The sequence below is a fragment of the Brevundimonas sp. TWP2-3-4b2 genome (assembly GCF_049897345.1).
Taxonomy (GTDB): Bacteria; Pseudomonadota; Alphaproteobacteria; order Caulobacterales; family Caulobacteraceae; genus Brevundimonas.
On record NZ_JAFCWB010000001.1, the window covers coordinates 470,679 to 490,172 of the forward strand.

At 68.0% G+C, this 19,494-nt stretch carries 19 protein-coding genes; 7 read left to right on the top strand and 12 right to left on the bottom strand.

Features of this window, described 5'->3' with window-relative positions; all coding sequences use genetic code 11:
• Positions 1 to 16: 16 nt before the first annotated feature.
• Both groL and groES read right to left on the bottom strand, forming a co-directional pair.
• Positions 17 to 1,669, bottom strand: coding sequence for a chaperonin GroEL (gene groL / locus ACP7AS_RS02230; protein WP_426027190.1), 1,653 nt, complete (start codon positions 1,667 to 1,669; stop codon positions 17 to 19).
• A 50-nt stretch (positions 1,670 to 1,719) separates the two neighbouring features.
• Positions 1,720 to 2,007: a co-chaperone GroES gene (gene groES, locus ACP7AS_RS02235; protein ID WP_426027191.1), complete on the bottom strand. Its 288-nt coding sequence runs from the start codon at positions 2,005 to 2,007 to the stop codon at positions 1,720 to 1,722.
• Positions 2,008 to 2,212: 205 nt separating this feature from the next.
• Here groES and ACP7AS_RS02240 point away from each other — a divergent pair, with 205 nt between their 5' ends.
• Entirely contained in the window at positions 2,213 to 2,638 is a 426-nt protein-coding gene (locus tag ACP7AS_RS02240) for a DUF2141 domain-containing protein (protein ID WP_426027192.1), read from the top strand.
• A 239-nt stretch (positions 2,639 to 2,877) separates the two neighbouring features.
• Here ACP7AS_RS02240 and ACP7AS_RS02245 read toward each other — a convergent pair whose 3' ends face one another.
• Together ACP7AS_RS02245 and pgi are read right to left on the bottom strand one after the other, a co-directional pair.
• Positions 2,878 to 3,306 carry a BLUF domain-containing protein gene (locus tag ACP7AS_RS02245; protein WP_426027193.1) on the bottom strand — a complete coding sequence of 143 codons (429 nt, stop codon included), beginning with the start codon at positions 3,304 to 3,306 and terminating at the stop codon, positions 2,878 to 2,880.
• A 169-nt stretch (positions 3,307 to 3,475) separates the two neighbouring features.
• A complete protein-coding gene (gene pgi / locus ACP7AS_RS02250; protein ID WP_426027194.1) occupies positions 3,476 to 5,101 on the bottom strand; it encodes a glucose-6-phosphate isomerase in 1,626 nt (541 codons plus the stop codon).
• Positions 5,102 to 5,214: 113 nt separating this feature from the next.
• Between pgi and ACP7AS_RS02255 the strand changes: the two genes are divergently transcribed.
• Positions 5,215 to 5,691, top strand: a complete 477-nt coding sequence (locus tag ACP7AS_RS02255; protein ID WP_426027195.1) for a hypothetical protein — start codon at positions 5,215 to 5,217, stop codon at positions 5,689 to 5,691.
• Positions 5,692 to 5,841: 150 nt separating this feature from the next.
• Here the strand turns inward: ACP7AS_RS02255 and ACP7AS_RS02260 are convergent, their stop codons facing one another.
• From ACP7AS_RS02260 to ACP7AS_RS02270, 3 genes are all read right to left on the bottom strand, one after another.
• Positions 5,842 to 8,007, bottom strand: coding sequence for a protein-disulfide reductase DsbD family protein (locus ACP7AS_RS02260; protein ID WP_426027196.1), 2,166 nt, complete (start codon positions 8,005 to 8,007; stop codon positions 5,842 to 5,844).
• Positions 8,008 to 8,097: 90 nt separating this feature from the next.
• Positions 8,098 to 8,547, bottom strand: a complete 450-nt coding sequence (locus tag ACP7AS_RS02265; RefSeq protein ID WP_426027197.1) for an OmpA family protein — start codon at positions 8,545 to 8,547, stop codon at positions 8,098 to 8,100.
• Positions 8,548 to 8,651: 104 nt separating this feature from the next.
• Positions 8,652 to 8,993, bottom strand: coding sequence for a YMGG-like glycine zipper-containing protein (locus ACP7AS_RS02270; protein ID WP_426027198.1), 342 nt, complete (start codon positions 8,991 to 8,993; stop codon positions 8,652 to 8,654).
• 159 nt (positions 8,994 to 9,152) lie between these two features.
• Here ACP7AS_RS02270 and ACP7AS_RS02275 point away from each other — a divergent pair, with 159 nt between their 5' ends.
• From ACP7AS_RS02275 to ACP7AS_RS02285, 3 genes are all read left to right on the top strand, one after another.
• Positions 9,153 to 9,494: a hypothetical protein gene (locus ACP7AS_RS02275; RefSeq protein WP_426027199.1), complete on the top strand. Its 342-nt coding sequence runs from the start codon at positions 9,153 to 9,155 to the stop codon at positions 9,492 to 9,494.
• Positions 9,495 to 9,561: 67 nt separating this feature from the next.
• Complete coding sequence (locus ACP7AS_RS02280) at positions 9,562 to 10,521, top strand: diacylglycerol/lipid kinase family protein (RefSeq protein ID WP_426027200.1); 960 nt, start codon at positions 9,562 to 9,564, stop codon at positions 10,519 to 10,521.
• Positions 10,521 to 11,372, top strand: coding sequence for a metallophosphoesterase family protein (locus ACP7AS_RS02285; protein WP_426027201.1), 852 nt, complete (start codon positions 10,521 to 10,523; stop codon positions 11,370 to 11,372). The genes ACP7AS_RS02280 and ACP7AS_RS02285 overlap by 1 nt, the downstream gene beginning before the upstream one ends.
• A 41-nt stretch (positions 11,373 to 11,413) precedes the next feature.
• On the opposite strand, the gene ACP7AS_RS02290 is transcribed toward ACP7AS_RS02285, so the two are convergent.
• From ACP7AS_RS02290 to ACP7AS_RS02305, 4 genes are all read right to left on the bottom strand, one after another.
• Positions 11,414 to 11,578, bottom strand: a complete 165-nt coding sequence (locus tag ACP7AS_RS02290; protein WP_426027202.1) for a DUF1328 family protein — start codon at positions 11,576 to 11,578, stop codon at positions 11,414 to 11,416.
• A gap of 86 nt (positions 11,579 to 11,664) precedes the next feature.
• Positions 11,665 to 12,075 (bottom strand): hypothetical protein, encoded by a 411-nt coding sequence (locus ACP7AS_RS02295; protein ID WP_426027203.1) that lies wholly within the window; start codon positions 12,073 to 12,075, stop codon positions 11,665 to 11,667.
• Positions 12,075 to 12,455, bottom strand: a complete 381-nt coding sequence (locus tag ACP7AS_RS02300; protein WP_426027204.1) for a glycine zipper domain-containing protein — start codon at positions 12,453 to 12,455, stop codon at positions 12,075 to 12,077. Before ACP7AS_RS02300 ends, ACP7AS_RS02295 begins: the two co-directional genes overlap by 1 nt.
• Positions 12,456 to 12,919: 464 nt before the next feature.
• Positions 12,920 to 13,810 (bottom strand): alpha/beta fold hydrolase, encoded by an 891-nt coding sequence (locus tag ACP7AS_RS02305; protein ID WP_426027205.1) that lies wholly within the window; start codon positions 13,808 to 13,810, stop codon positions 12,920 to 12,922.
• Positions 13,811 to 13,857: 47 nt separating this feature from the next.
• Between ACP7AS_RS02305 and ACP7AS_RS02310 the strand changes: the two genes are divergently transcribed.
• Positions 13,858 to 14,508 (top strand): glutathione S-transferase family protein, encoded by a 651-nt coding sequence (locus tag ACP7AS_RS02310; RefSeq protein WP_426027206.1) that lies wholly within the window; start codon positions 13,858 to 13,860, stop codon positions 14,506 to 14,508.
• 12 nt (positions 14,509 to 14,520) lie between these two features.
• Here the strand turns inward: ACP7AS_RS02310 and ACP7AS_RS02315 are convergent, their stop codons facing one another.
• Positions 14,521 to 15,843 carry a peptidoglycan DD-metalloendopeptidase family protein gene (locus tag ACP7AS_RS02315; RefSeq protein WP_426027207.1) on the bottom strand — a complete coding sequence of 441 codons (1,323 nt, stop codon included), beginning with the start codon at positions 15,841 to 15,843 and terminating at the stop codon, positions 14,521 to 14,523.
• Positions 15,844 to 16,267: 424 nt separating this feature from the next.
• Here ACP7AS_RS02315 and ACP7AS_RS02320 point away from each other — a divergent pair, with 424 nt between their 5' ends.
• Positions 16,268 to 19,447: an intermembrane phospholipid transport protein YdbH family protein gene (locus ACP7AS_RS02320; protein WP_426027208.1), complete on the top strand. Its 3,180-nt coding sequence runs from the start codon at positions 16,268 to 16,270 to the stop codon at positions 19,445 to 19,447.
• Positions 19,448 to 19,494 lie beyond the last annotated feature (47 nt).

Consider the following 19,494-nt stretch of genomic DNA (forward strand, 5'->3'; position numbering starts at 1 on the left):
CTGGGCTGAGTGTGGACTAGAAGTCCATGTCGCCCATGCCGCCCATGCCGCCGCCCATGCCGCCACCGGCACCGCCGGCAGAGCCCTTCTTGGGCGCGTCGGCCACGGCCGCTTCGGTCGTGATCAGGATGCCGGCCACGGAGGCGGCGTCCTGAAGAGCCGTGCGCACGACCTTGGCGGGGTCGATGACGCCGGCCTGGATCATGTCGACATACTCTTCCGTCTGGGCGTTGAAGCCGTAGGTGGCCGAGGCGTTTTCCAGCACCTTGCCGACGACGATGGAGCCTTCGACGCCCGCGTTCTCGACGATCTGACGGATCGGGGCCTGGATGGCGCGGCGGATGATGGCGATGCCGGCGGTCTGGTCGGCGTTGTCGCCTTTCAGACCTTCCAGCGCCTTGGTCGCCTTCAGCAGGGCGATGCCGCCGCCGGGGACGATGCCTTCTTCAACGGCTGCACGCGTGGCGTTCAGGGCGTCGTCGACGCGGTCCTTCTTCTCTTTCACTTCGACTTCGGTCGAGCCGCCGACGCGGATGACCGCGACGCCGCCGGCCAGTTTGGCCAGACGTTCCTGCAGCTTTTCCTTGTCGTAGTCCGAGGTGGTGTCCTCGATCTGCTTCTTAATCTGGCCGATGCGGGCCTCGATCGCGTCCTTCTCACCGACGCCGTCCACGATGGTGGTGTCGTCCTTGGTGATGGTGACCTTCTTGGCCTTGCCGAGCATGTCGATCGTGACGTTCTCGAGCTTGATGCCCAGGTCTTCCGAGATGACCTGGCCGCCGGTCAGGACGGCGATGTCTTCCAGCATAGACTTGCGGCGGTCGCCGAAGCCCGGGGCCTTGACGGCGGCGACGCGCAGGCCGCCACGCAGCTTGTTGACGACGAGCGTGGCCAGGGCCTCGCCCTCGATGTCCTCGGCGATGATCAGGAGGGGGCGACCCGACTGGACCACGGCTTCCAGGATCGGCAGCATCGACTGCAGCGACGACAGCTTCTTCTCGTGCAGCATGATGAGGGGCTCTTCGAGTTGAACCTCCATCTTGTCGGCGTTGGTGATGAAGTAGGGCGACAGGTAGCCGCGGTCGAACTGCATGCCTTCGACGACGTCGAGTTCGGTTTCGGCGGTCTTGGCTTCTTCAACCGTGATGACGCCTTCGTTGCCGACCTTTTCCATGGCCTTGGCGATCATGTCGCCGACTTCCTGGTCGCCGTTGGCCGAGATGGTGCCAACCTGGGCGATCTCGGAGTTGGCGGAGACCTTGCGGCTCGAGGCCTTGATGTCGGCCAGGACGGCGGTGACCGCCTTGTCGATGCCGCGCTTCAGATCCATCGGGTTCATGCCGGCGGCCACGGCCTTGAGGCCTTCCTGGACGATCGACTGGGCCAGGACGGTGGCGGTGGTGGTGCCGTCGCCGGCCTTGTCATTGGTCTTGGAGGCGACTTCCCGGATCATCTGGGCGCCCATGTTCTCGAAGGGATCCTCGAGCTCGATCTCTTTGGCGACCGAGACGCCGTCCTTGGTCGAGCGCGGCGCGCCGAAGGACTTCTGGATCACGACGTTGCGGCCCTTGGGACCGAGGGTGACCTTGACCGCATTGGCTAGGACGTTGACGCCGCGCAGCATCTTTTCGCGCGCGTCGGTGGAGAACATCACTTGTTTGGCAGCCATCTGGCAGCTCCTAATTCTATTGTTTCGAAAAGAAATTCAGACGCGGGTGCTTACGACAGCACGCCCAGGACGTCCGATTCCTTCATGATGATCAGGTCTTCGCCTTCCAGCTTAACCTCGGTGCCCGACCATTTGCCGAACAGGATGCGATCGCCGGCCTTCAGCTCCAGCGCATTGACCTTGCCGCTCTCGTCGCGGAGGCCGGGGCCGACCGAGACGACTTCGCCTTCCTGGGGCTTTTCCTTGGCCGAGTCGGGGATGATGATCCCGCCCTTGGTTTTGGATTCTTCTTCCACGCGCTTCACGAGCACGCGGTCGCCGAGCGGACGAAACGCCATCTGTGTGTTCTCCCTGAGACTGTATGGGCTCCCGCGGGCTTTGGCAGCCGAAGCGCGGGAGTGCTAACGGCGGGCAGATAGGGCTGGCGAGGGGGACCGTCAAGGCGAGGCCCCGGGATCGCTTGACGTAATGTACTTTGCATTATAAAGAACTCTAACGGTTGGACGGAACCCCGCCCGGCGTTATCACCCAAGGAGAAGACCCATGCTCAAATCCCTGTCCCTGGCCGTTCTGGCCACCGCCTGCCTCGCCGGCCCGGCCCTCGCCGGTGACGTCACCGTGACCCTCACCGGCGTCCAGGCCCGCGGCGGAAACCTGCTCGCCGCCCTGCAGACGCAGGACCAGTTTCTGCAGCCCGCCGGCGCCTATGGCGACCGGGTGCGCGACCCCCGGGCCGGCACGGTCCGCGTCACCTTCCGCAATGTCACGCCGGGCGACTATTCCTTCTCGGCGCTGCACGACGCCGACGGGGACGGCCAGATGAAGATGGAGGGTGCGATGCCGGCCGAGGGCTGGGGCATGGTCAACGGCGACACCCTGCGCGCCGCCCCCACCTGGGACCAGGTCAAATTCACCGTCCCCGCCTCCGGCGACGTCGCCCTGACCGTGCCCATGTCCTACGGGCGCTGAGGCCCGCGCGGGTTCGCCAGATAATGTTATCCCGGACGCTGCGTCAGCAGCGATCCGGGAGACCGGTCCGGACTTCGCGGAACACCACCCTGTGCCCTCGCCGGACCACTTGCTGCGCGTCAGGGGAACGTCCGCTATCGGGCCAGATGCCATCGTCGGCTCCCGACCCAAAGGCGACCTTGGGGACTTTCACGGATCGGCCTTTGAGGCGGCGAACGACGACGTAGCAGTCTCGAAGGTTAGTAGACCTCCAGGGCAACATACCGATGTTCAGCCTTGCTCATCAGGTCCAATAGAATTCCCGTCACCTGTGCCCCACTTCCGTTCTCGGTGACAATCCGAAAGGACTGCTCGCTCAATGGCGTAGGGTCGGGTCGAGCCATGGCCCATCCTCTAAACAGCCGGGTCTGAACCTCCCATTCGCCCAGAACGGTCACGTCCTCATGCCGGCTATCGGCGCGGATGCGCATCATGAGCAGCCCAATATTATGCCTATCACCTTCGATAACTTGAACGAATTTTCCGTCAGGTAACGCCAGTGCGCCGGTGAGGCCGTCACGCTTGTTGTTGCGGAGCGACGTTTTAAATATTGCGTCCAGACCTGATACGTCATCATGGGAAATGCAGGAGTCGCTCCGGTAAACCATCCGGATCAGGTTCTTTTCCATAGACAGCGATTTCCCTGGGGCTCGAACCCCTCGCCCTGGAAACGCCGCACTGTTTCAGAAGTTTCGGGCAGTCCGGAAAAACTGCGGAACATCGTTCGTGCGCATATAACAAACGGAGTCCGCTTTCCCCCCGTAGCGGACATCAAGCGCGTCCGCTTCCCGCCCCGCCTCACACCATCAGCCGCTTCATCAGCTCGCTGGTCGACGGATCGAGCTCGGCCGACGGCTCGCCCGCCGCGACGTCGGCGAGAATGGCCCGGGCCAGCACCTTGCCCAGCTCCACGCCCCACTGGTCGAAGCTGTTGATGTCCCAGATCACACCCTCGACGAAGGTCTTGTGCTCATACAGGGCCAGCAGCGCCCCGACCGCCTCGGGCGTCAGGGCGTCCATCAGGATGGTGGTCGAGGGCCGGTCGCCGGGGAAGGTCTTGTGCGGGGCCAGACGGTCCGCCTCTTCAGCGCTCACACCCGACGCCAGCAGGTCCGCCCGCGCCTGCGACTCGGTCTGGCCGACCATCAGGGCCTGGGCCTGGGCCAGGGCGTTGGCCCACAGCGGCGCATCGCCCTGGCGCGCGTCCATCTCGGACTCGGAGGTGTGTCCCACGACCACGAACTCCGCCGGCACCACCTGCGGCCCCTGATGGATCTGCTGGAAGAAGGCATGCTGGCCGTTGGTGCCGGGCTCGCCGAAAACCACCGGCCCGGTCGCCGTATCGACCGGTGAGCCGTCGCGCTTCACCCGCTTGCCGTTGGACTCCATCTCCAGCTGCTGCAGGAAGGCAGGCAGGCCGCGCAGGCCGTGGGCATAGGGGGCCACCGTCCGCGCCGGCCGTCCCAGACCCTCGACATTGAACACCTGGGCCATGGCCAGCAGCACCGGCGCATTGACCTCCAGCGAGGCCTCGAGGAAATGGGCGTCCATGGCCCGGGCCCCGGCCAGCACCCGTTCGAACACGTCCCAGCCCAGCGCCACTGCCACCGACAGGCTGACCGCCGACCACAGCGAATACCGGCCCCCGACCCAGTCGCGGAACCCGAAGGTCCGGCCACAGCCCCAGGCCTCGGCCTTGTCCGGCGCGGCCGTCACCCCGACCAGATGTTTACCCAGACGCCTGGGCGACACGCTCTCGGCCAGCCACGCCTTGGCCAGGGCGGCATTGGCCAGGGTCTCCTGGGTGGTGAAGGTCTTGGACACCACCACCACCAGCGTCGTCTCGGGGTCCAGCCCGGCCAGGGCCTCGCCCATGTCGCGCGGATCGATATTGGCCACGAACCTCAGCTCGATGACCGGCTCCAGCGGGCGCAGCGCGTCCCACAGCAGGCGCGGGCCCAGATCGGAGCCGCCGATGCCGATGTGGACGATGGCCGTGAACGGCTGTTTGGCCCCGCCCGTCTCGGCCCCCGAGCCGATGTCGGTGGCGAAGGCGGCCATGGCCGCGCGCACCGCGTCGACCTCGGCCGACACCGGCTCGCCCAAGGCGTGGAAGCCGGCCCCGTCGGCCGCCCGCAGGGCCGGGTGCAGCACGGCCCTGCCCTCGGTGTTGTTGACGGCCTCGCCGGCGAACAGGGCGTCGCGGCGGCCCTCGATGTCGCAGGTCCGCGCCAGATCCAGCGCCGCCTCGAAGCCCTCGGCGCTCCACGACTGTTTCGACAGGTCCAGATAGAGGCCCGCCGCCTCGACCCCCATGCGATCGATACGGCCGGGATCGGTCGCGAACTGATGGACGATGCGTCCACCGGCGTCCTTGCGGGCCACGGCACGGAGCATGGTCAGGGCCTGTGAACGGGCGGTCATCGGCGGGACTCTGGGATCAGGAAGGTAAACCCTCGTTTACGGGTGTGGCGTAAGCCGGTTCAACGCCGGATTTCCGATTCGGCCAAGATAATGAGTTCGCCGAGAGGTTTCCCATGTCCTGCGGCATCGCCCTGGTCGTTTCCCTGCTTCTCTCCGACCCCAATGTGGCGCTGGCCGCGGCCCAGCCGCCTGCGCCCGCCTCGGCCCCCGTCTCGGTCGCAGCCGAGCCCCTGTTCGCCGACATCGTGACCCGCTCGGGCGCGCTGAAGGGCGTGGTCCAGGGCTGGATCGACTCCGGCGTCATGAACCAGGCCGATTTCGCCGCCAGCCCCGCCTTCACCGGCTTCAAGGCCCTGGCCGCCGATCTCGCCGCCCGCGACATGCAGGGCCATCTGATCCTCAAGGAACGCGGCACCGACGGCGACCTGAAATGCATCCTGCGCGGCATTTCCGAAGACATGCCCAAAAAGGTCGAGGCCGTCGCCACCGCCGCCACCCCCGCCGCCCGCCGCGTCGCCCTGGAAGATCTGGCCTATCTGCTCAACGACAACGTCGAAGTCATCACGGCTCCCCCGCAGCCGGAGGTGTGAATCCCTGATCCGGGCATCCCCGCGAAGGCGGGGACCCAGGTTTGAGCGACAACGAGACTGGCTGAACGAACCAACCCCTAGCCAAACACCGGCGGCGAGGCCAAAGCTTGCGTCCCCGCCTTCGCGGGGATGCACGGTGAGGGAAGGCCGTCAGCCCCCCACATCCCCCAAAGCCTCGATCACCACCCCTTCGGTCAGCAGCTGCGGCAACACCCGGGGCTCCGTGACGCCCGGCGCGTACAGCAGATACAGGGGCACGCCCGACCGCCCGTGACGCTGCAGTTCGGCGTTGATGGCGTCGTCACGCCGCGTCCAGTCACCGACCAGATAGACCGCACGGGTCCGCTCCATCGCCGCCTTGACGCCCGCGGACGTCAGCGACGTCCGCTCATTGATCTTGCAGGTCACGCACCAGTCGGCGGTGAAGTTGACCAGCACCGGCCGCCCCCCGGCCAGCGCCGCCTCGACCGCCGCGCTCGACCAGGGCGCGCTCGCCGGGCCCGCGCCCTGCCCCGTCGCCGTGCCTTCGACCTCTGACACCGGAACCCGCGCCGCCATCACCAGCGCGCCGCCCGCCAGCAGCAGGGCCACGACCCCTGCCGCCAGCGGCAGCAGGGCCCGTCTTCCGTCCATCCGCTCGGCCTGACCGCCCCCGATCAGCCACGCGCCCAGCGCCACCAGCAGGCCGGCCACGAACAGCAGGCCCAGGGCCTCGGCCCCGGTCTGGCGGCTGAACACCCAGGCCAGCCACAGCGCGGTCGCATACATGGGGAAGGCCAGCAGCCCCTTGAGCCGCTCCATCCACGGACCCGGCCGCGGCAGTTTCGTCAGCAGACCGGGCGTCAGGCTGACCACCACAAAGGGCAGGGCCAGACCCAGACCCAGGCCGAGGAAGACCGCCATCGCCATCGGCCACGGCATCACCAGGGCCGCCCCCAAAGCGAAGGCCATGAAGGGCGCGGTACAGGGGGCGGCGACCACCACGGCCAGGGCCCCGGTGAAGAAAGCCCCCAGCCCGCCCGGCAGACGGGCCAGCGGCCCGGACCCGGCCCCCTGCAGGCCCGCGCCGACATGGAAGACGCCGGACAGGTTCAGCGCCACGGCCAGCATCAGCAGGGCCAGTCCCGCCGTCACCGGCGGCGACTGCAGCTGAAAGCCCCAGCCGATCGCCTGGCCGCCCGCCCGCAGCGCCAGCAGCACGCCCGCCAGCAGCAGGAAGGTGGCCAGCACGCCGGCGAGGAAGGCCAGCCCGTCGCGCCGCGCATGCCGGGCGTCGTGGGCCGAGGCGGCCAGCGCCGCCGCCTTCATCGCCAGAATGGGGAAGACGCAGGGCATCAGGTTCAGGATCAGCCCGCCCAGAATCGCGAACAGCAGGGCCCGGGCGAAGACCGCAAGGCTTGTCGGGTCGGTCGATGCGGCCGCCGGGCCGGCGTCTGCCGCCGCCGCCAACGCGCCGGACCCTGACGTTCCCGCCAGCGTCGCGCCCGGTTCGGCGCGGATCTCGAACGCGCCTTGGGCCGTGGCCAGCACGCCGGCCACCGGGCCGGTCAGGCCGTCCGCCGTCGTCGCCCCGCCCGGCTGCAGCCGCAGCGTCAGCCCCTGTGGGCCCCAGCTGCCGGTCTGGGCCACCGGATGATCGATGACTCCCCCCTCGAACGGGAAGAAATAGGTCGGACCCGGATCGCGCCCGGCCAGTGGCCCGCCGGCGGCGCTCAGCACCAGCACGCCGTTTTCGAGCGAGACCCGCGCCTCGATCCCCGCCGGTCGCGGTGCCGTCTCCAGCACCCGCGTGATCGCCGCCCCATGGCGGGCATCCAGCGGTGCCGCGCCCTCGCGCACCGGAACGTCCAGCCTCAGCGTCAGCTCGTCCGGCACACACATCTCGGCGCTGCACACCAGAAACAGCGCCTTGACCGTCAGCGGCAGGACCGCCCCGGCCTTCGCCGTCGCCGGAATCTCCACCGGGACGGGCAGGTAGACCTCGCCCTCATAGCCATAGTTCATCAGCCCCGACAGGCGCTGGCGTTGCGGCAGGGGCCAGACGATCTCGCCGGGTTTGACGCCGGGCGGCACCGTCCAGCTCAGGCTGGTCGCTCCCCCGGAATCGCCCGGATTGCGCCAGTAAGTGTGCCAGCCGGGCTGAATGCTCTGTCTGACCGCCACCACGGCCGTCGAGCCGGGCGCGGCCCAGGCTGACATCGGCACCAGTTCGGCCGCGATCCGCTCGGTCCGCTGCGGACCCGGGACCGGTTGCGCCATGGCCGCGCCCGCGGCCAGCCAAAGGACGGCGATCAGAATTCTGGAGAACAGGGACACGCGGGCTCCACGGCAGGTCGCCGCGACCTTAGCCGTCCCGACCCCATTCCGTCACTGGCCCGCCAACATCGTTCGCAGCGTCGCGTCGTCTCAACTGCGCGGTGCGGCGTCGATCAGCACCTCGGTGCGGCGGCGCATGGGTTCGCGCACGCCGCTGTCGGCCACCGCCCCCGTATCACCCACGGCATCGACATCGAAAACCGGTGCGGGCCAGCCCGCCGCCGTCAGGGCCTCGGCCACCGCCACCGCCCGGCGCTCCGACAGGCTCTGGTTGGCCTCGGCCCCGCCGCGCGCGTCAGACAGGCCGACGACCTGGACCTTGCGGATCTCGCAGCCCTGCAGCTGCGCCGCCGTCATGCCGATGGCCTGCCGCGCCGACTCCGTCAGCCGCGCCTCGCTGTCCGCGAAATAAACCTCGAACCGCTTGGCCGTGCACGCCGACGGCTCCGCCACCAGATCGCTCCGGTTCTTGAACCCCGTCATGGCACAGCCCGACACGGCCACCGCCGCCAGCCCCAGCAGCACAATCGATCGCTTCATTCTGAACCCCTCCGTCGAACCCTGGAATACGGGTCGCCGCACCCGTGAAAAAGGCGGTCCGCCAGTCGACGAACCGCCCTTTTTATTCAAGCGAAAACAGTCGCCTAGTAGCGACGCTGACCGTTTTCCCAATAACATTCGTCCTGACGGCCGTCGTAGCAGTAGTAGTAGCGGTTCGAGCTGTCGCGGTAGCGTTGCTGGTTGTTGCGGTCCTGTTGCGAGCCACGGATGGCACCGGCGGTGCCGCCGATGACAGCACCAATGGCTGCACCCCGGCCAGCGTTGCCGCCGCCGACGTTATTGCCGATGATCGCTCCGGCGACAGCGCCGATGCCGGCACCGATGGCACCCTGACGGACTGTCTCATTGGTACCGCCGTAGCCGTCGCTGGCACAGGCGCTGGCCAGCAGGCCCGCTGCCGCGATCGCGATGATTGCCTTGTTCATGGGTATGTCCTTCATCCCTTGGGTTCGCCCCTGCGGTGAGAACGCTGGATAAGCGTGACGGTTCCCCTTCTATCATGAAGACCCGGCCTGTGTCAGGTTGGGACGGCGGCGCGCGGGACGCGTGCGCCGATGCTTCATGAGTAGAGACGGGGGTCTTGTATGCGTTTTTCTGAGCCGGTCCGCATGGCGGACGATGCAGAACACAGCCCGGTGTGGGCCCGTACCAAACGTCGCAGCGGCAATCCGCTCGTGGGGATCATCGTGACCCTTCTGGCGCTGTTCGGTGTCCTGACGGCCGTGCTTGGCATCAAGGAGAAGTCCTTGGCCGAGGGTGGAGCCATGATGGACGGCTGGATCAGCCAGGCTGTGGCCACCGTCAAGGGCAAGGCACCCGAAGCCGCTGACCAGGCGGCTGACGCCACGGTGGCCGCCGCTGAAAAGGCCGGCGACGCCGCCCAGGCCGGTGCGGCCGCCGCTTCGGACTCGTTGAAGAAGCAATAGCTCCGCCTGGAGCCAGATCGCCGGAACATCACTCTGATCGGGGCGTTCGGGCGGCATGACAGACGCCTTGAACCCGACCGTTGACCCCACGGCCGCGTCCCACGACGCGGTCGTGGAATCGCGCACGCTCACGCCCCACGTGACGCTCGGGCGCATCATCATGCTGGTCAATCCGCACTCTGGCGGCGTTGGACCCAACGCCGCACAGGAGGCCGAAGCCATACTGGCGGAATACGCCTGTGAAGCTTCGGTCGTCGCGCTGGATTCGGGACAGTTCGACACCCAGGTCCAGGCAGCCCTCGACGCTCGGCCTGATGTCCTGTTCGTCCTGGCCGGCGACGGTACGGCAGGGACCATCGCCTCCCGTGCGGGCCCTGACGGTCCCCTGATCGCACCCCTGCCGGGCGGCACCATGAACATGTTGCCCAAGGCGCTGTACGGCACGGCTGACTGGAAAGCCGCGCTGAAACTCGCGCTGGAGCAAGGCGCGCCCCAGTGTGTGGCCGGTGGCGAGATTTCCGACGGGCAGGTGACAAAGGCCTTCTATTGCGCCGCCATTCTGGGCTCGCCCGCCCTTTGGGCCCCGGCGCGCGAGGCCGTGCGCGACGGCAAGCTGAAGCTCGCCTGGATGTATGGCCGCAGGGCGCTGCGCCGCGCCTTCTCCGGCAAGATGCGGTTCTCGCTCGACGGCAAGGCCGATCGCAAGGCCGAGGCCCTGGTTCTGATCAGCCCGATGATCTCCAGGGTGATGGACGGAAACACAGGACTGGAGGCTGCAGCCATGAACCCCGCCGATGCGACCCAGGCTTTTCGGCTTGCGGCCCATGCGGTTTTCAATGACTGGCGTCAGGATCCAGCCGTGACCACCAAGGCGATACAGCGGGCCACGATCCACGGCCGCTCGCGCATTCCCGCCGTGATCGACGGCGAGCCCATCCTGCTGACACACCAGGCGAAGGTGAAATTCATCGCCAAGGCCTTCCAGGCGCTGGCCCCTGCCCCGACCGCGACTGGGGATGCCGTCTAGTGGGGCGTATCCTTCAGTTCTCGGACATCCATTTCGGCTGCGAACACAAGCACGCCTGCGCCGCAGCCCTCGAATACGCCCACACGATCCGGCCCGACCTGGTCCTGATCACCGGCGACATCACCCAGCAGGGTTTTCCTGACGAGTTCGAGGCCGCCGGGCGCTGGATCAACGCAATGCCCGACCCGCGTTTCGTCATCGTCGGCAATCACGACGTGCCCTACTGGAGTCTGTTCGCCCGTCTGTTCAGTCCGTGGAAAGCCTTCGAGCGGGCCACCGGCCATCCGGCCCACGATCACCAGTTCCTGAGCCCTGACATGATGGTGCGCGGCGTGGTCACGGCACGCGGCTGGCAGGCGCGGACCAACTGGTCCAAGGGCGTGATCGATCTGATGCAGACCCACAAGGCCGCCGAAGCCCTGCGTCAGGCCCCCGTGGGCGCGCTGCGTGTGCTGGCCTGCCACCATCCGCTGGTCGAGATGATCGGCACGCCCATGACCGGCGACGTCAAGCGCGGCGACGCCGCCGCCCTGATCTTCGCCGAGGCCGGCGTCGACATCATCGCCACCGGCCACGTCCATGTGCCCTTCGCCCTGCCGATCAGCCTGGGCGATCACTGTTCCTATGCCATCGGCTGCGGGACGCTTTCGCACCGGGAGCGCGGGGCACCGCCCAGCTTCAACCAGATCGACTGGGACGCACACCACATCACCGTCACCGCCATCGCCTGGAACGGAGAGCGGCTGGAGCCCAGCCAGACATGGAAGCTGCCGCGCCGTCAGGACACCCGTAATACGTCGACAGCGCCCGATCCGAACGCCGCCGGGGAAAAGGAAAAGGCCGCGGTCTGAGCGACCACGGCCTCTTGTCTTCTGTTCCGGCGAGAGCGGGCCTAAATTCGGCGTCCCTTGCCCGTGATGAAGTGCACGATCAGCAGGATGATGAAGACGACGAACAGAACATAGGCGATGTTCATCGACAGGCCGGCCACGCCACCGGCACCGAGCGCGCCGGCGACCAGCGCGAGCACGAGAAATATAAGAGCCCAACGAAGCATCAGCGGTTCCTTCCAAAACGGTTGATCCAGGAGCAGCCTCCGCCGCGCCACAAGAACAACGTTCGGAACGCCGCTACTGTTCCGCTTCAGCGGCGGCGGCTGCGACCGTGGGGCTTTTCGGTGAATGCGGCCGCGACCATGGTGGCCAGGGCCGGGTTCCTCAGGAAGATCCAGCCGCCGGCCAGCGCCGCTACCGTGCCCAGGATCGGACGCTGTTTGAACAGGCTGTAGGCCCGTTGGCCGAGGCCGGACGGCTCGTCCTCCTCCAGCTCATCCTCGGCCTCGCTGCGGGCGACGAACATCATCGCCACAACAACGGCGACCAGGGCGAACAGCAGGAAGGTGATCGCTGCGGCCGCCAGCGGCACGACGACCAGCTGCAGGGCAAAGAAAATCGTCGCCCCCAGCGCCAGAACGGCCACAAGGCCGGCGCCCGCCGCGACCGAAGCCGCGACGGCCTTCTTGACCAGATCCCTGGCCAGCCCCCCGCCGAACATCAGCGGCGGCGACCGGCGAGCAGCAGACCCAGCACGACGCCGACGCCGAGGGCGATGGCAGTCGATTGCACGGGACGTTCCTGCACCCGCTCGGTGATGTAGCGCTGGGCTTCGTCGAAACGCTCCTGCGCCTCGTCATAGTATTCCTGACCGCGCACGCGGGCGGTGTCGTAATAGCCGCGGGCCCGCTCGCGCATAACCTCGGACTGCTCGCGCAGGCGAGCCTCCGCATCAGCGGCCTTGGCCCGCACGCGCGCTTCGGCGGCGGTCGCCTTCTCGCGCAGTCGCGCCTTTTCTTCGGCACCGAGGACCTTCAGGTCGTCCTTCAGCGTATTGAGGTCGTTTTTCACGGCAGTCCGTGCCGCCTTGGTCGTGGCCATGATGCGCGCTCCGATGTTCAAGCTTGACTGTTAGATAGAGAATTCAAAGCGGGAACGCCACTGCGTCGCGGCGGTTCCGCATCGCACCATTCCCGGAGCACCATTCCCGGGCGCTGGCGAAGTGTCGCATCCCGGCATGGACAGGCCTCATAACCGAATGGCTGTTTGATCCCGCCCCCACCCCCTCCCTGCCGGTCCTCGGGCATCTCGCGCGGTTTCCAGCGCGGCGCATCCTGTGCGTCGGCCAGAGCCAGGCCGCTCATCCCGGGAAAATGGGCCACAAACGCGCCGAGCCCTTCTTTTTCAACAAGCCCGCCGACGCCGCCCACGCGGACGTTCAGCCCGACGCGGACCAGACTGTTTTTGTTTCAGGTCGAAACAACCTCAATCCCAAAATCTGTTCCAGACTCTGTCTGGAACGAAATCCGAGCCTCGATGCAGCGCGTCCATCGCGCCCGATTTCGCTAGGCCAGGAACCGCTCGACCGCCGCCAGAAACCGGCGCGGCTGGTCGATCATGACCATATGCTCCGCCCCCTCGATCCGCTCAAATGTCGCGGGCCGGCGCAGGCGGGCGTAGGCCCCGCGAAACAGGCTGTCGGCCCGGGCGCGCGGCGAACTCTGGTCGGCGCTCCAGCCATAGACCACCGTCACGGGTGACACGATGTCGGGCAGGCGGCGGCGCAGATCGACCGTCATCACTTCATACAGCGACTGGGCCAGGACGTGGCGGTCTCCCCCTTGCCAACCCATCGAACTAAATACGGCATCGGTCGCCCCGCCGAGCTCGAGTCCCATCGACCGGCCACGGGTCCGCAGGGCCTCGTCGCCGAGAAACTGGATCGCCTGGAAGGCCAGCTGGGCGATCGGCTCGACATCACCGACTGTTGCCGACGGGCTGATCAGGGCGGCGAAGAACGGCGAGGAGTCGACCACCATCACCCGCCCGACCCGCGCGCCCGCGTCCGCGGCCACCCGGATACTCACCTGTCCACCCATGGAATGGCCGATCAAGGCGGGACGGTTGAGCCGCTGTTCGGAGATGTAGCGGCGAACCTCATTGGCCACGCCGGGCATGACCGAGCCGTCGGCGTTGCCCTGGGCCGCCAGATCGCCGAAACCGCGGACCGAGACCAGATGCAGCCGCCGTCGGCGTTGCAGCCGGGTCGCCAGGCCGTTCCATACCTCGGCCGTGGACGCCAGCCCGGGGATCAGGACCATGTCGGGCCCACTGCCTCGCGTCGTCACGGTGATGCGGGACGAGCGAAACGGAGTCTGCGCCCATGCGCCCGAACCCGCGCTCCACAGCGCGGCTCCGGCGACCAGTCCCTTCAGAATGTTTCGTCTTTGTTCCATGTTGTCTTCGGTCTAGCGTGCCCCGGCAAAACGCCAGGGAGGATCGAATGAACCAGCCATCCGACGAGATCGTCTTCTATACCAACCCCATGTCGCGCGGCCGTATCGTGCGATGGATGCTGGAAGAGGTCGGCCAACCCTATCGCACCGTGGTTCTGGATTACGGCACGACGATGAAGGCACCGGAGTATCTGGCCGTCAATCCGATGGGCAAGGTGCCTGCCGTCACCCACCGGGGTGTGACCGTGACCGAATGTGCCGCGATCTGCACCTGGCTGGCCGACGCCTGGCCCGCGGCCGGGCTGGCACCCGCGCTCAACGACCCGAAACGCGGGACCTATCTGCGATGGATGTTCTTCGGTGCCGGACCGCTGGAGGCGGCGGTGACGGCAAAATCCCTGAACCTGCTGGCTCCGGCCGACAAGGCGGGCATGGCGGGGTACGGCAGTTTCGAACAGGTCGTCGATGCGCTGGAGACCGCCGTCACCGACAGCGGCGGGCCCTGGCTGCTGGGCGACCGGTTCAGCGCGCTGGACGTTTATCTGGGCAGCCAGATCGGCTGGGGCCTGCAGTTCAAATCCCTGCCCGAGCGTGAGGCGTTCAAGGTCTATGCCGGGCGTCTGTTCCAGCGAGAGGCGGCCGTCCGCGCGCGCGGCATTGACGACGCCCTGATCGCGGCGGCCGGGACGACCGGCTGAAGTCGGCGGGGACTAGCCCTGGGCGGGACGCAGGCCGGACTGTGCGGTCTGGACCTGGGGACGGCGTTCGCCGCCGGCGGCGCGGATACGGTCGATCCGGGCCTTTTCAGCCTTGAACGCAGCCAGATCGGCACCGGCCAGGACCGTGCCCTCTTGGGTTCGGACACCCGCCGGATTGATCCGCTGGCCGCCGCGCCAGATCTCATAGTGCAGGTGCGGACCGGTCGAAGCACCCGTTGTGCCGACGAAAGCGACGACTTCACCCTGACGGACGCGCTGGCCGGCGCGGATACCGGACGCATAGCGCGACAGGTGGCCATAACCGCTTTCCAGCCCGTTCGAATGGCGGATGCGCAGCCAGTTGCCGTAACCGCCCCAGCGGCGAGCTTCGACGACGACGCCGTCCGCGGGGGCCACAACCGGCGTGCCGCTGCCGGCCGCGAAGTCGATGCCCTGGTGCATCTTGCGATAACCGGCAATCGGGTGCCGGCGGAAGCCGAATGACGACGAAACGCGGAAGCCCCGCTCCAGCGGCGTGCGCATGAAGGCAGAACGGGTGTTCTTGCCGCTGGCGTCGAAATACTGGGCTTCCTTCGCACCATCAGGCCGGAAACGATAGAAGGCCACGCCCTTAAGTTCGGCGTACAGCAGGCCATCCGTGCCGATGGTGCGGCCGTTTTCGGTGATGGTGCGACCGAAGACGTAGGTGAACTGGTCATCAGACCGGATGTCCCGGTCCATGTCGAACTTGTGCGAGAACAGGCGGCCGGCGGCACGGGCCACATCGGCGGGAGCCCCTTCGCGGCGCGCGGCACGCGAAAGCGAGCCTTCGACCTTGCCGGTCAGGACCACCGTCTCATGCGTGACCTTCTCTTCCAGCGCCCGCAGTCGCAGGGCACCGTCGAAGCTGCGCGAGACGGTCAGCTGGGTCGCCGGACCCGTGCGCATCGTCAGGCCGATCAGGCGCGGATTGCCCCGACCGCCGCGCGGCTGCGAAATAGCCGTCTCGAACTTCTGGCCGGCCCGCATCGACGTGACGTCCATGGCGTTCGAGAGGGTTGCGGCGACGGCGGAGGCTTCTTCCGGCGCGATGCCGGTGCGGCGCACGGCTTGCTCGAAGGTTTCGCCACGGCGAATCTGGACCGGAATGGCTTCCGGCGTGGTCAGTCCGGCCGGGGTTGCGGCGGCGGCGAAGGCCCGGTCCGCCAGGGCCGCAATCTGAAATTGAGTCAGAGGCGGAGCCTCTTCCGCTTTCGCGGGTTGATAGACGCGACCGGCAAGCAGGGCCACCGAGATCGCCGCCACAGCCGTCAGGGCATGAGGCGCGATACGCATCGGTTGGCGACGTGGATCGAACTGAGCCATCGGTCCCCGAAAAACAACGACGCCACCCGGCGCCAAAGCCACTAGAAGCAAGGAACACGCCGGAGCTGCCCCCCGTCGCGAGACAGGCCCTATAGCCCGTCAGTCCCATCATGGGAAGCGGGTTCGTTACAGACCGTTAACCGGAGCCGTTGCGGCTGGTAAAGCTTGCGTGAGCCAAGAGAAGATCGGGCAAGTTGAGCAGTGTATTCGTGACCGTGCGAGCAGGAGTCGTCCGCAACGTGTGTGATCCATCGCCGCATGACTCTCGGTGCATTCAAGGTGGCCGATCCGCCACTCATATGTGCTTCAAGAGACACGTATTCAGTATTGGAGCCGTCGTACCCATTGTTCAGTCCCGATTTCGAACGGGCTCGCGTCCCGGTATGACCCGCCGATGAGCGTCGACGCCTCCCCTGTTCCTCGACCCTCTCCGGGCGGTCGCCGCCTGCTCATTGCAGCGGGCGCGGTCCTTGCCGTCCTGCTGGTCCTTGTTGCCCTGCTCTACCTGAACCGTCGCGCCGCAACGCGTCAGGTGCTGACCGGCTGGCTGGAGCAGCAGGGCATCGATGCCGACATGGAGGTGGAACGCGTCGAACTGGACGGGATCGTGGCCCGGGTCCGCATCGGTGACCCCGCCCATCCCGACGTCACCATCGAGCGGGTCGAGGTGGACTATGCGATCGGCGCGCCCTGGTCGAAGGGCGGCGTCGGCCTGACCCCCAGCCGCATCCGACTTGTCCGTCCCGTGCTCCGCGCCAGCCTGCGCGGGGGCAGACTGACGCTCGGCTCGCTGGACCCCTTGGTCGAGAAATTCACCGGGCGACCGCCGCGCCCTGACAGCCGCAGCCCGCTGGTGATCGTTGAAGGCGCGCGCGTCCGGCTCGACACGGACTACGGGCCGGCCAACATTCTGGGGGACGCCCGGATTGATAACGGCAAGCTTATGCGGCTGATCGCGCACATGCCGGCCACCGCCTTCAAGAGCGGGCAGGCCGAGGCCCGTGGGTTGCAGGCCGCCGTCGACCTGACCACGACCGGCGATCGCATTGCCGTCCGCCTCGACGCCGCGGCCGACAGCGCGACCCTGCCCGGCCTTCAGAGCCAGACCGCGAAACTCATTGTCACCGGCAACCTGCCCTATCCCGACCTCAAGGGCCGGCGCGGAGGCGGACGCGCTGCGCTCAACGCGGCCTTCACCGCCGCCCGCCTGTCTTCCGGCGGGACAACCGCGCGCGACACAAATGCCCGCCTGACCTTCGCCGGTCAGACCGCCGGCTGGATCGAGTCCTTCAATATCGATGGCAGCGGAGACCTCGACGTCCGCGCGGCCCGTATCGACGGCGCCGGGACGACGGCGGCGGGCCCCCGCCTTCGCCTGGACCGGGCGCAGGCCACCATCCGCCGCGACGCCGGGGAGCTGGGCTGGCGACTGGCGGGCCCCGCGACCGTCACCGCCGCTCGCGCCTCCGGTGCCGGCCTTGACAGCACCGGCGTCACACTGCGATCCGCCAACATGGTTCTGGGCGGGCGGGGCGGAACGGTGGACGCCGCCGGCCCGATGGCGCTGTCCGCAGAACGGCTGGCCTGGGGCGAGATGGTCCTGAACGGCGTACGCGGCGACGGCCAGGTCGATCTGGGGGCAGGGCAGGGCGTGCGCATCGCGGCCACCGCCTCCCTCGCGGCAACCCGGGGAAGCTGGCCGCTGTTCGGCCCGGTCGGTCGCGACGACGTGCCGGAACTCGCCGGCATGAAACAGGCCCTCTCTGCCTTCGCGGTCGAGATACCGGCCTTCAGCCTGGCCAGCGGCGCGTCAGGCACCCGCGTGTCGCTGACCCGGCCCGCGACCCTGCGTCCTGCCAACGGCGGTGTTCTGACGCTGCGCCCCGCCTCGACCCCGATCTTCGCCGCCGCGCGCGGACAGGCCGGAGGGGGTGCCCTCAGCCTCGTCGCCTCCCGCGGCAAAGGCCTGCCGGACGCCACCTTCGCCATCCCCGCATGGCGGCTCACGCCCACCGGCTTTACCGCGACGCTGGACGGTCGCGCCGCCCTCGACTTCGGTCTCGCCCGGGGCATCGCCGTACAGACCCGCGGCCAGCTGACCTCGTCCGGTGGCCGGGTCACCTATTTCGCCGCCGGCTGCGGACCGGTCAGCATCGAGCGGCTGGAACTCGATGCCAACGACCTCACCGCCCTGTCCGGCCAGATATGTCCGGCCGATCGCCCATTGGCCAGCATCGCCGACGGCCGCTGGCGTTCGGACGGCGCGGTGCGGGGCTTCAGCGCCGACGCCCCCTTCCTCGCCCTGTGGTTCCGCGACGTGCAAGGGGGTTTCGCCGCCACCGGCGGCCCGTCGGGCATCGGTCTGGACGCCCGTGTCGCCAGCGCCTCGGTCGTGGACGGCACGACGCCACTGCGCTTCAATCCCCTGTCCGCCAAAGGCTCCGCCCGCCTGACCGGTCAGGACTGGACCGGCGGCTTCGACCTCAGCCGCAACGGCACCGCACTCGGACGACTGACACTGGCCCACGATGGAGCCACGGGCCTGGGCGGCGTGATGATCGATGCGCCCTCCATCGTCTTCGCCGCGGGCGGGCTGCAACCCGGCGACCTGAGTCCGCTCGCCGGACCGTTCGCCGGCTCGCCGGCGACCGGGTCCGTCAGTTTCGCGGGGCGGATCGACTGGCGACCCGACGCGGAGGGAACCAGCTCGGGCCGGCTGACCATACCGGGCCTCGACTTCGTCAGCCCGGCCGGCCCCGTGAGGGGACTGCGCGGGACGGTCGACTTCATCAACCTCGCCCCCCTGACCGCCGCGCCTGGCCAGCGTCTGACGGCGGACCGGCTGGAATCGATCACCCCCCTGACCGACGTGGCCGTAACCTTCAGTCTCGACAAGGCGGCGGTGACGATCGAGGGCGGCGACCTGACCGTGGGGAGTGGCCGCATCAGCCTCGAGCCCTTCGCCGTCCCGCTCGATCCGGCCCAGCCGATCACCGGCGTTATCGTCCTCGACAAGGTCCAGCTGGGTGAAGTCCTCGCCGGTTCGGGGTTCGGCGACAAGGTCACGCTGGACGCCGTGGTGTCCGGGCGGTTGCCGTTCACCTCGACGCGCGAGACCGGCGTGCGGATCACCGGCGGGACGCTGGCCGCGGTCCAGCCGGGCCGACTGTCCATCGCCCGCGAGGCGCTGAGCGGGCTCGAGGCCGGCGGCGGCGGCGAGGCCGTGCCGCCCGGCACCATCCAGGACCTCGCCTATCAGGCGATGGAAAATCTGTCGTTCGACCTGCTCTCGGCCGAGGTCAACAGTCTGGATCAAGGCCGGATCGGCGTCCTGTTCCGCATCCGCGGTCGCCATGATCCGCCCCAGCGTCAGGAGCTGCGCATCCCGCTCGCCGACTTCATCAGCCGCGAATTCCTCAAGCGCAAACTGCCCCTCCCGTCGGGTACCGGCATCGACCTGACGCTGGACACCACGCTGAACCTGAACCAGCTCGTCGGCGACCTGCTGGAGCTGAACCGCGCCCGCAACGGCCAGCCGGCACCGACGCCGGACCCCGGGCCAGTGACGCCGTGATCCCGCCGTCTTCACTGTTCAGAACCCATTCACCCGCTGGAGCGTTA

Excerpts from the sequence above, each read along its gene's own strand:
- ACP7AS_RS02310 (WP_426027206.1), top strand. The coding sequence starts at position 13,858 with ATGAACCAGCCATCCGACGAGATCGTCTTCTATACCAACCCCATGTCG.
- groL (WP_426027190.1), bottom strand. The coding sequence starts at position 1,669 with ATGGCTGCCAAACAAGTGATGTTCTCCACCGACGCGCGCGAAAAGATG.
- ACP7AS_RS02295 (WP_426027203.1), bottom strand. The coding sequence starts at position 12,075 with ATGTTCGGCGGGGGGCTGGCCAGGGATCTGGTCAAGAAGGCCGTCGCG.
- ACP7AS_RS02290 (WP_426027202.1), bottom strand. The coding sequence starts at position 11,578 with ATGCTTCGTTGGGCTCTTATATTTCTCGTGCTCGCGCTGGTCGCCGGC.
- groES (WP_426027191.1), bottom strand. The coding sequence starts at position 2,007 with ATGGCGTTTCGTCCGCTCGGCGACCGCGTGCTCGTGAAGCGCGTGGAA.
- ACP7AS_RS02315 (WP_426027207.1), bottom strand. The coding sequence starts at position 15,843 with ATGCGTATCGCGCCTCATGCCCTGACGGCTGTGGCGGCGATCTCGGTG.
- pgi (WP_426027194.1), bottom strand. The coding sequence starts at position 5,101 with ATGACCGCCCGTTCACAGGCCCTGACCATGCTCCGTGCCGTGGCCCGC.
- ACP7AS_RS02305 (WP_426027205.1), bottom strand. The coding sequence starts at position 13,810 with ATGGAACAAAGACGAAACATTCTGAAGGGACTGGTCGCCGGAGCCGCG.
- ACP7AS_RS02255 (WP_426027195.1), top strand. The coding sequence starts at position 5,215 with ATGTCCTGCGGCATCGCCCTGGTCGTTTCCCTGCTTCTCTCCGACCCC.
- ACP7AS_RS02265 (WP_426027197.1), bottom strand. The coding sequence starts at position 8,547 with ATGAAGCGATCGATTGTGCTGCTGGGGCTGGCGGCGGTGGCCGTGTCG.
- ACP7AS_RS02270 (WP_426027198.1), bottom strand. The coding sequence starts at position 8,993 with ATGAACAAGGCAATCATCGCGATCGCGGCAGCGGGCCTGCTGGCCAGC.
- ACP7AS_RS02275 (WP_426027199.1), top strand. The coding sequence starts at position 9,153 with ATGCGTTTTTCTGAGCCGGTCCGCATGGCGGACGATGCAGAACACAGC.
- ACP7AS_RS02320 (WP_426027208.1), top strand. The coding sequence starts at position 16,268 with ATGAGCGTCGACGCCTCCCCTGTTCCTCGACCCTCTCCGGGCGGTCGC.
- ACP7AS_RS02245 (WP_426027193.1), bottom strand. The coding sequence starts at position 3,306 with ATGGAAAAGAACCTGATCCGGATGGTTTACCGGAGCGACTCCTGCATT.
- ACP7AS_RS02240 (WP_426027192.1), top strand. The coding sequence starts at position 2,213 with ATGCTCAAATCCCTGTCCCTGGCCGTTCTGGCCACCGCCTGCCTCGCC.
- ACP7AS_RS02300 (WP_426027204.1), bottom strand. The coding sequence starts at position 12,455 with ATGGCCACGACCAAGGCGGCACGGACTGCCGTGAAAAACGACCTCAAT.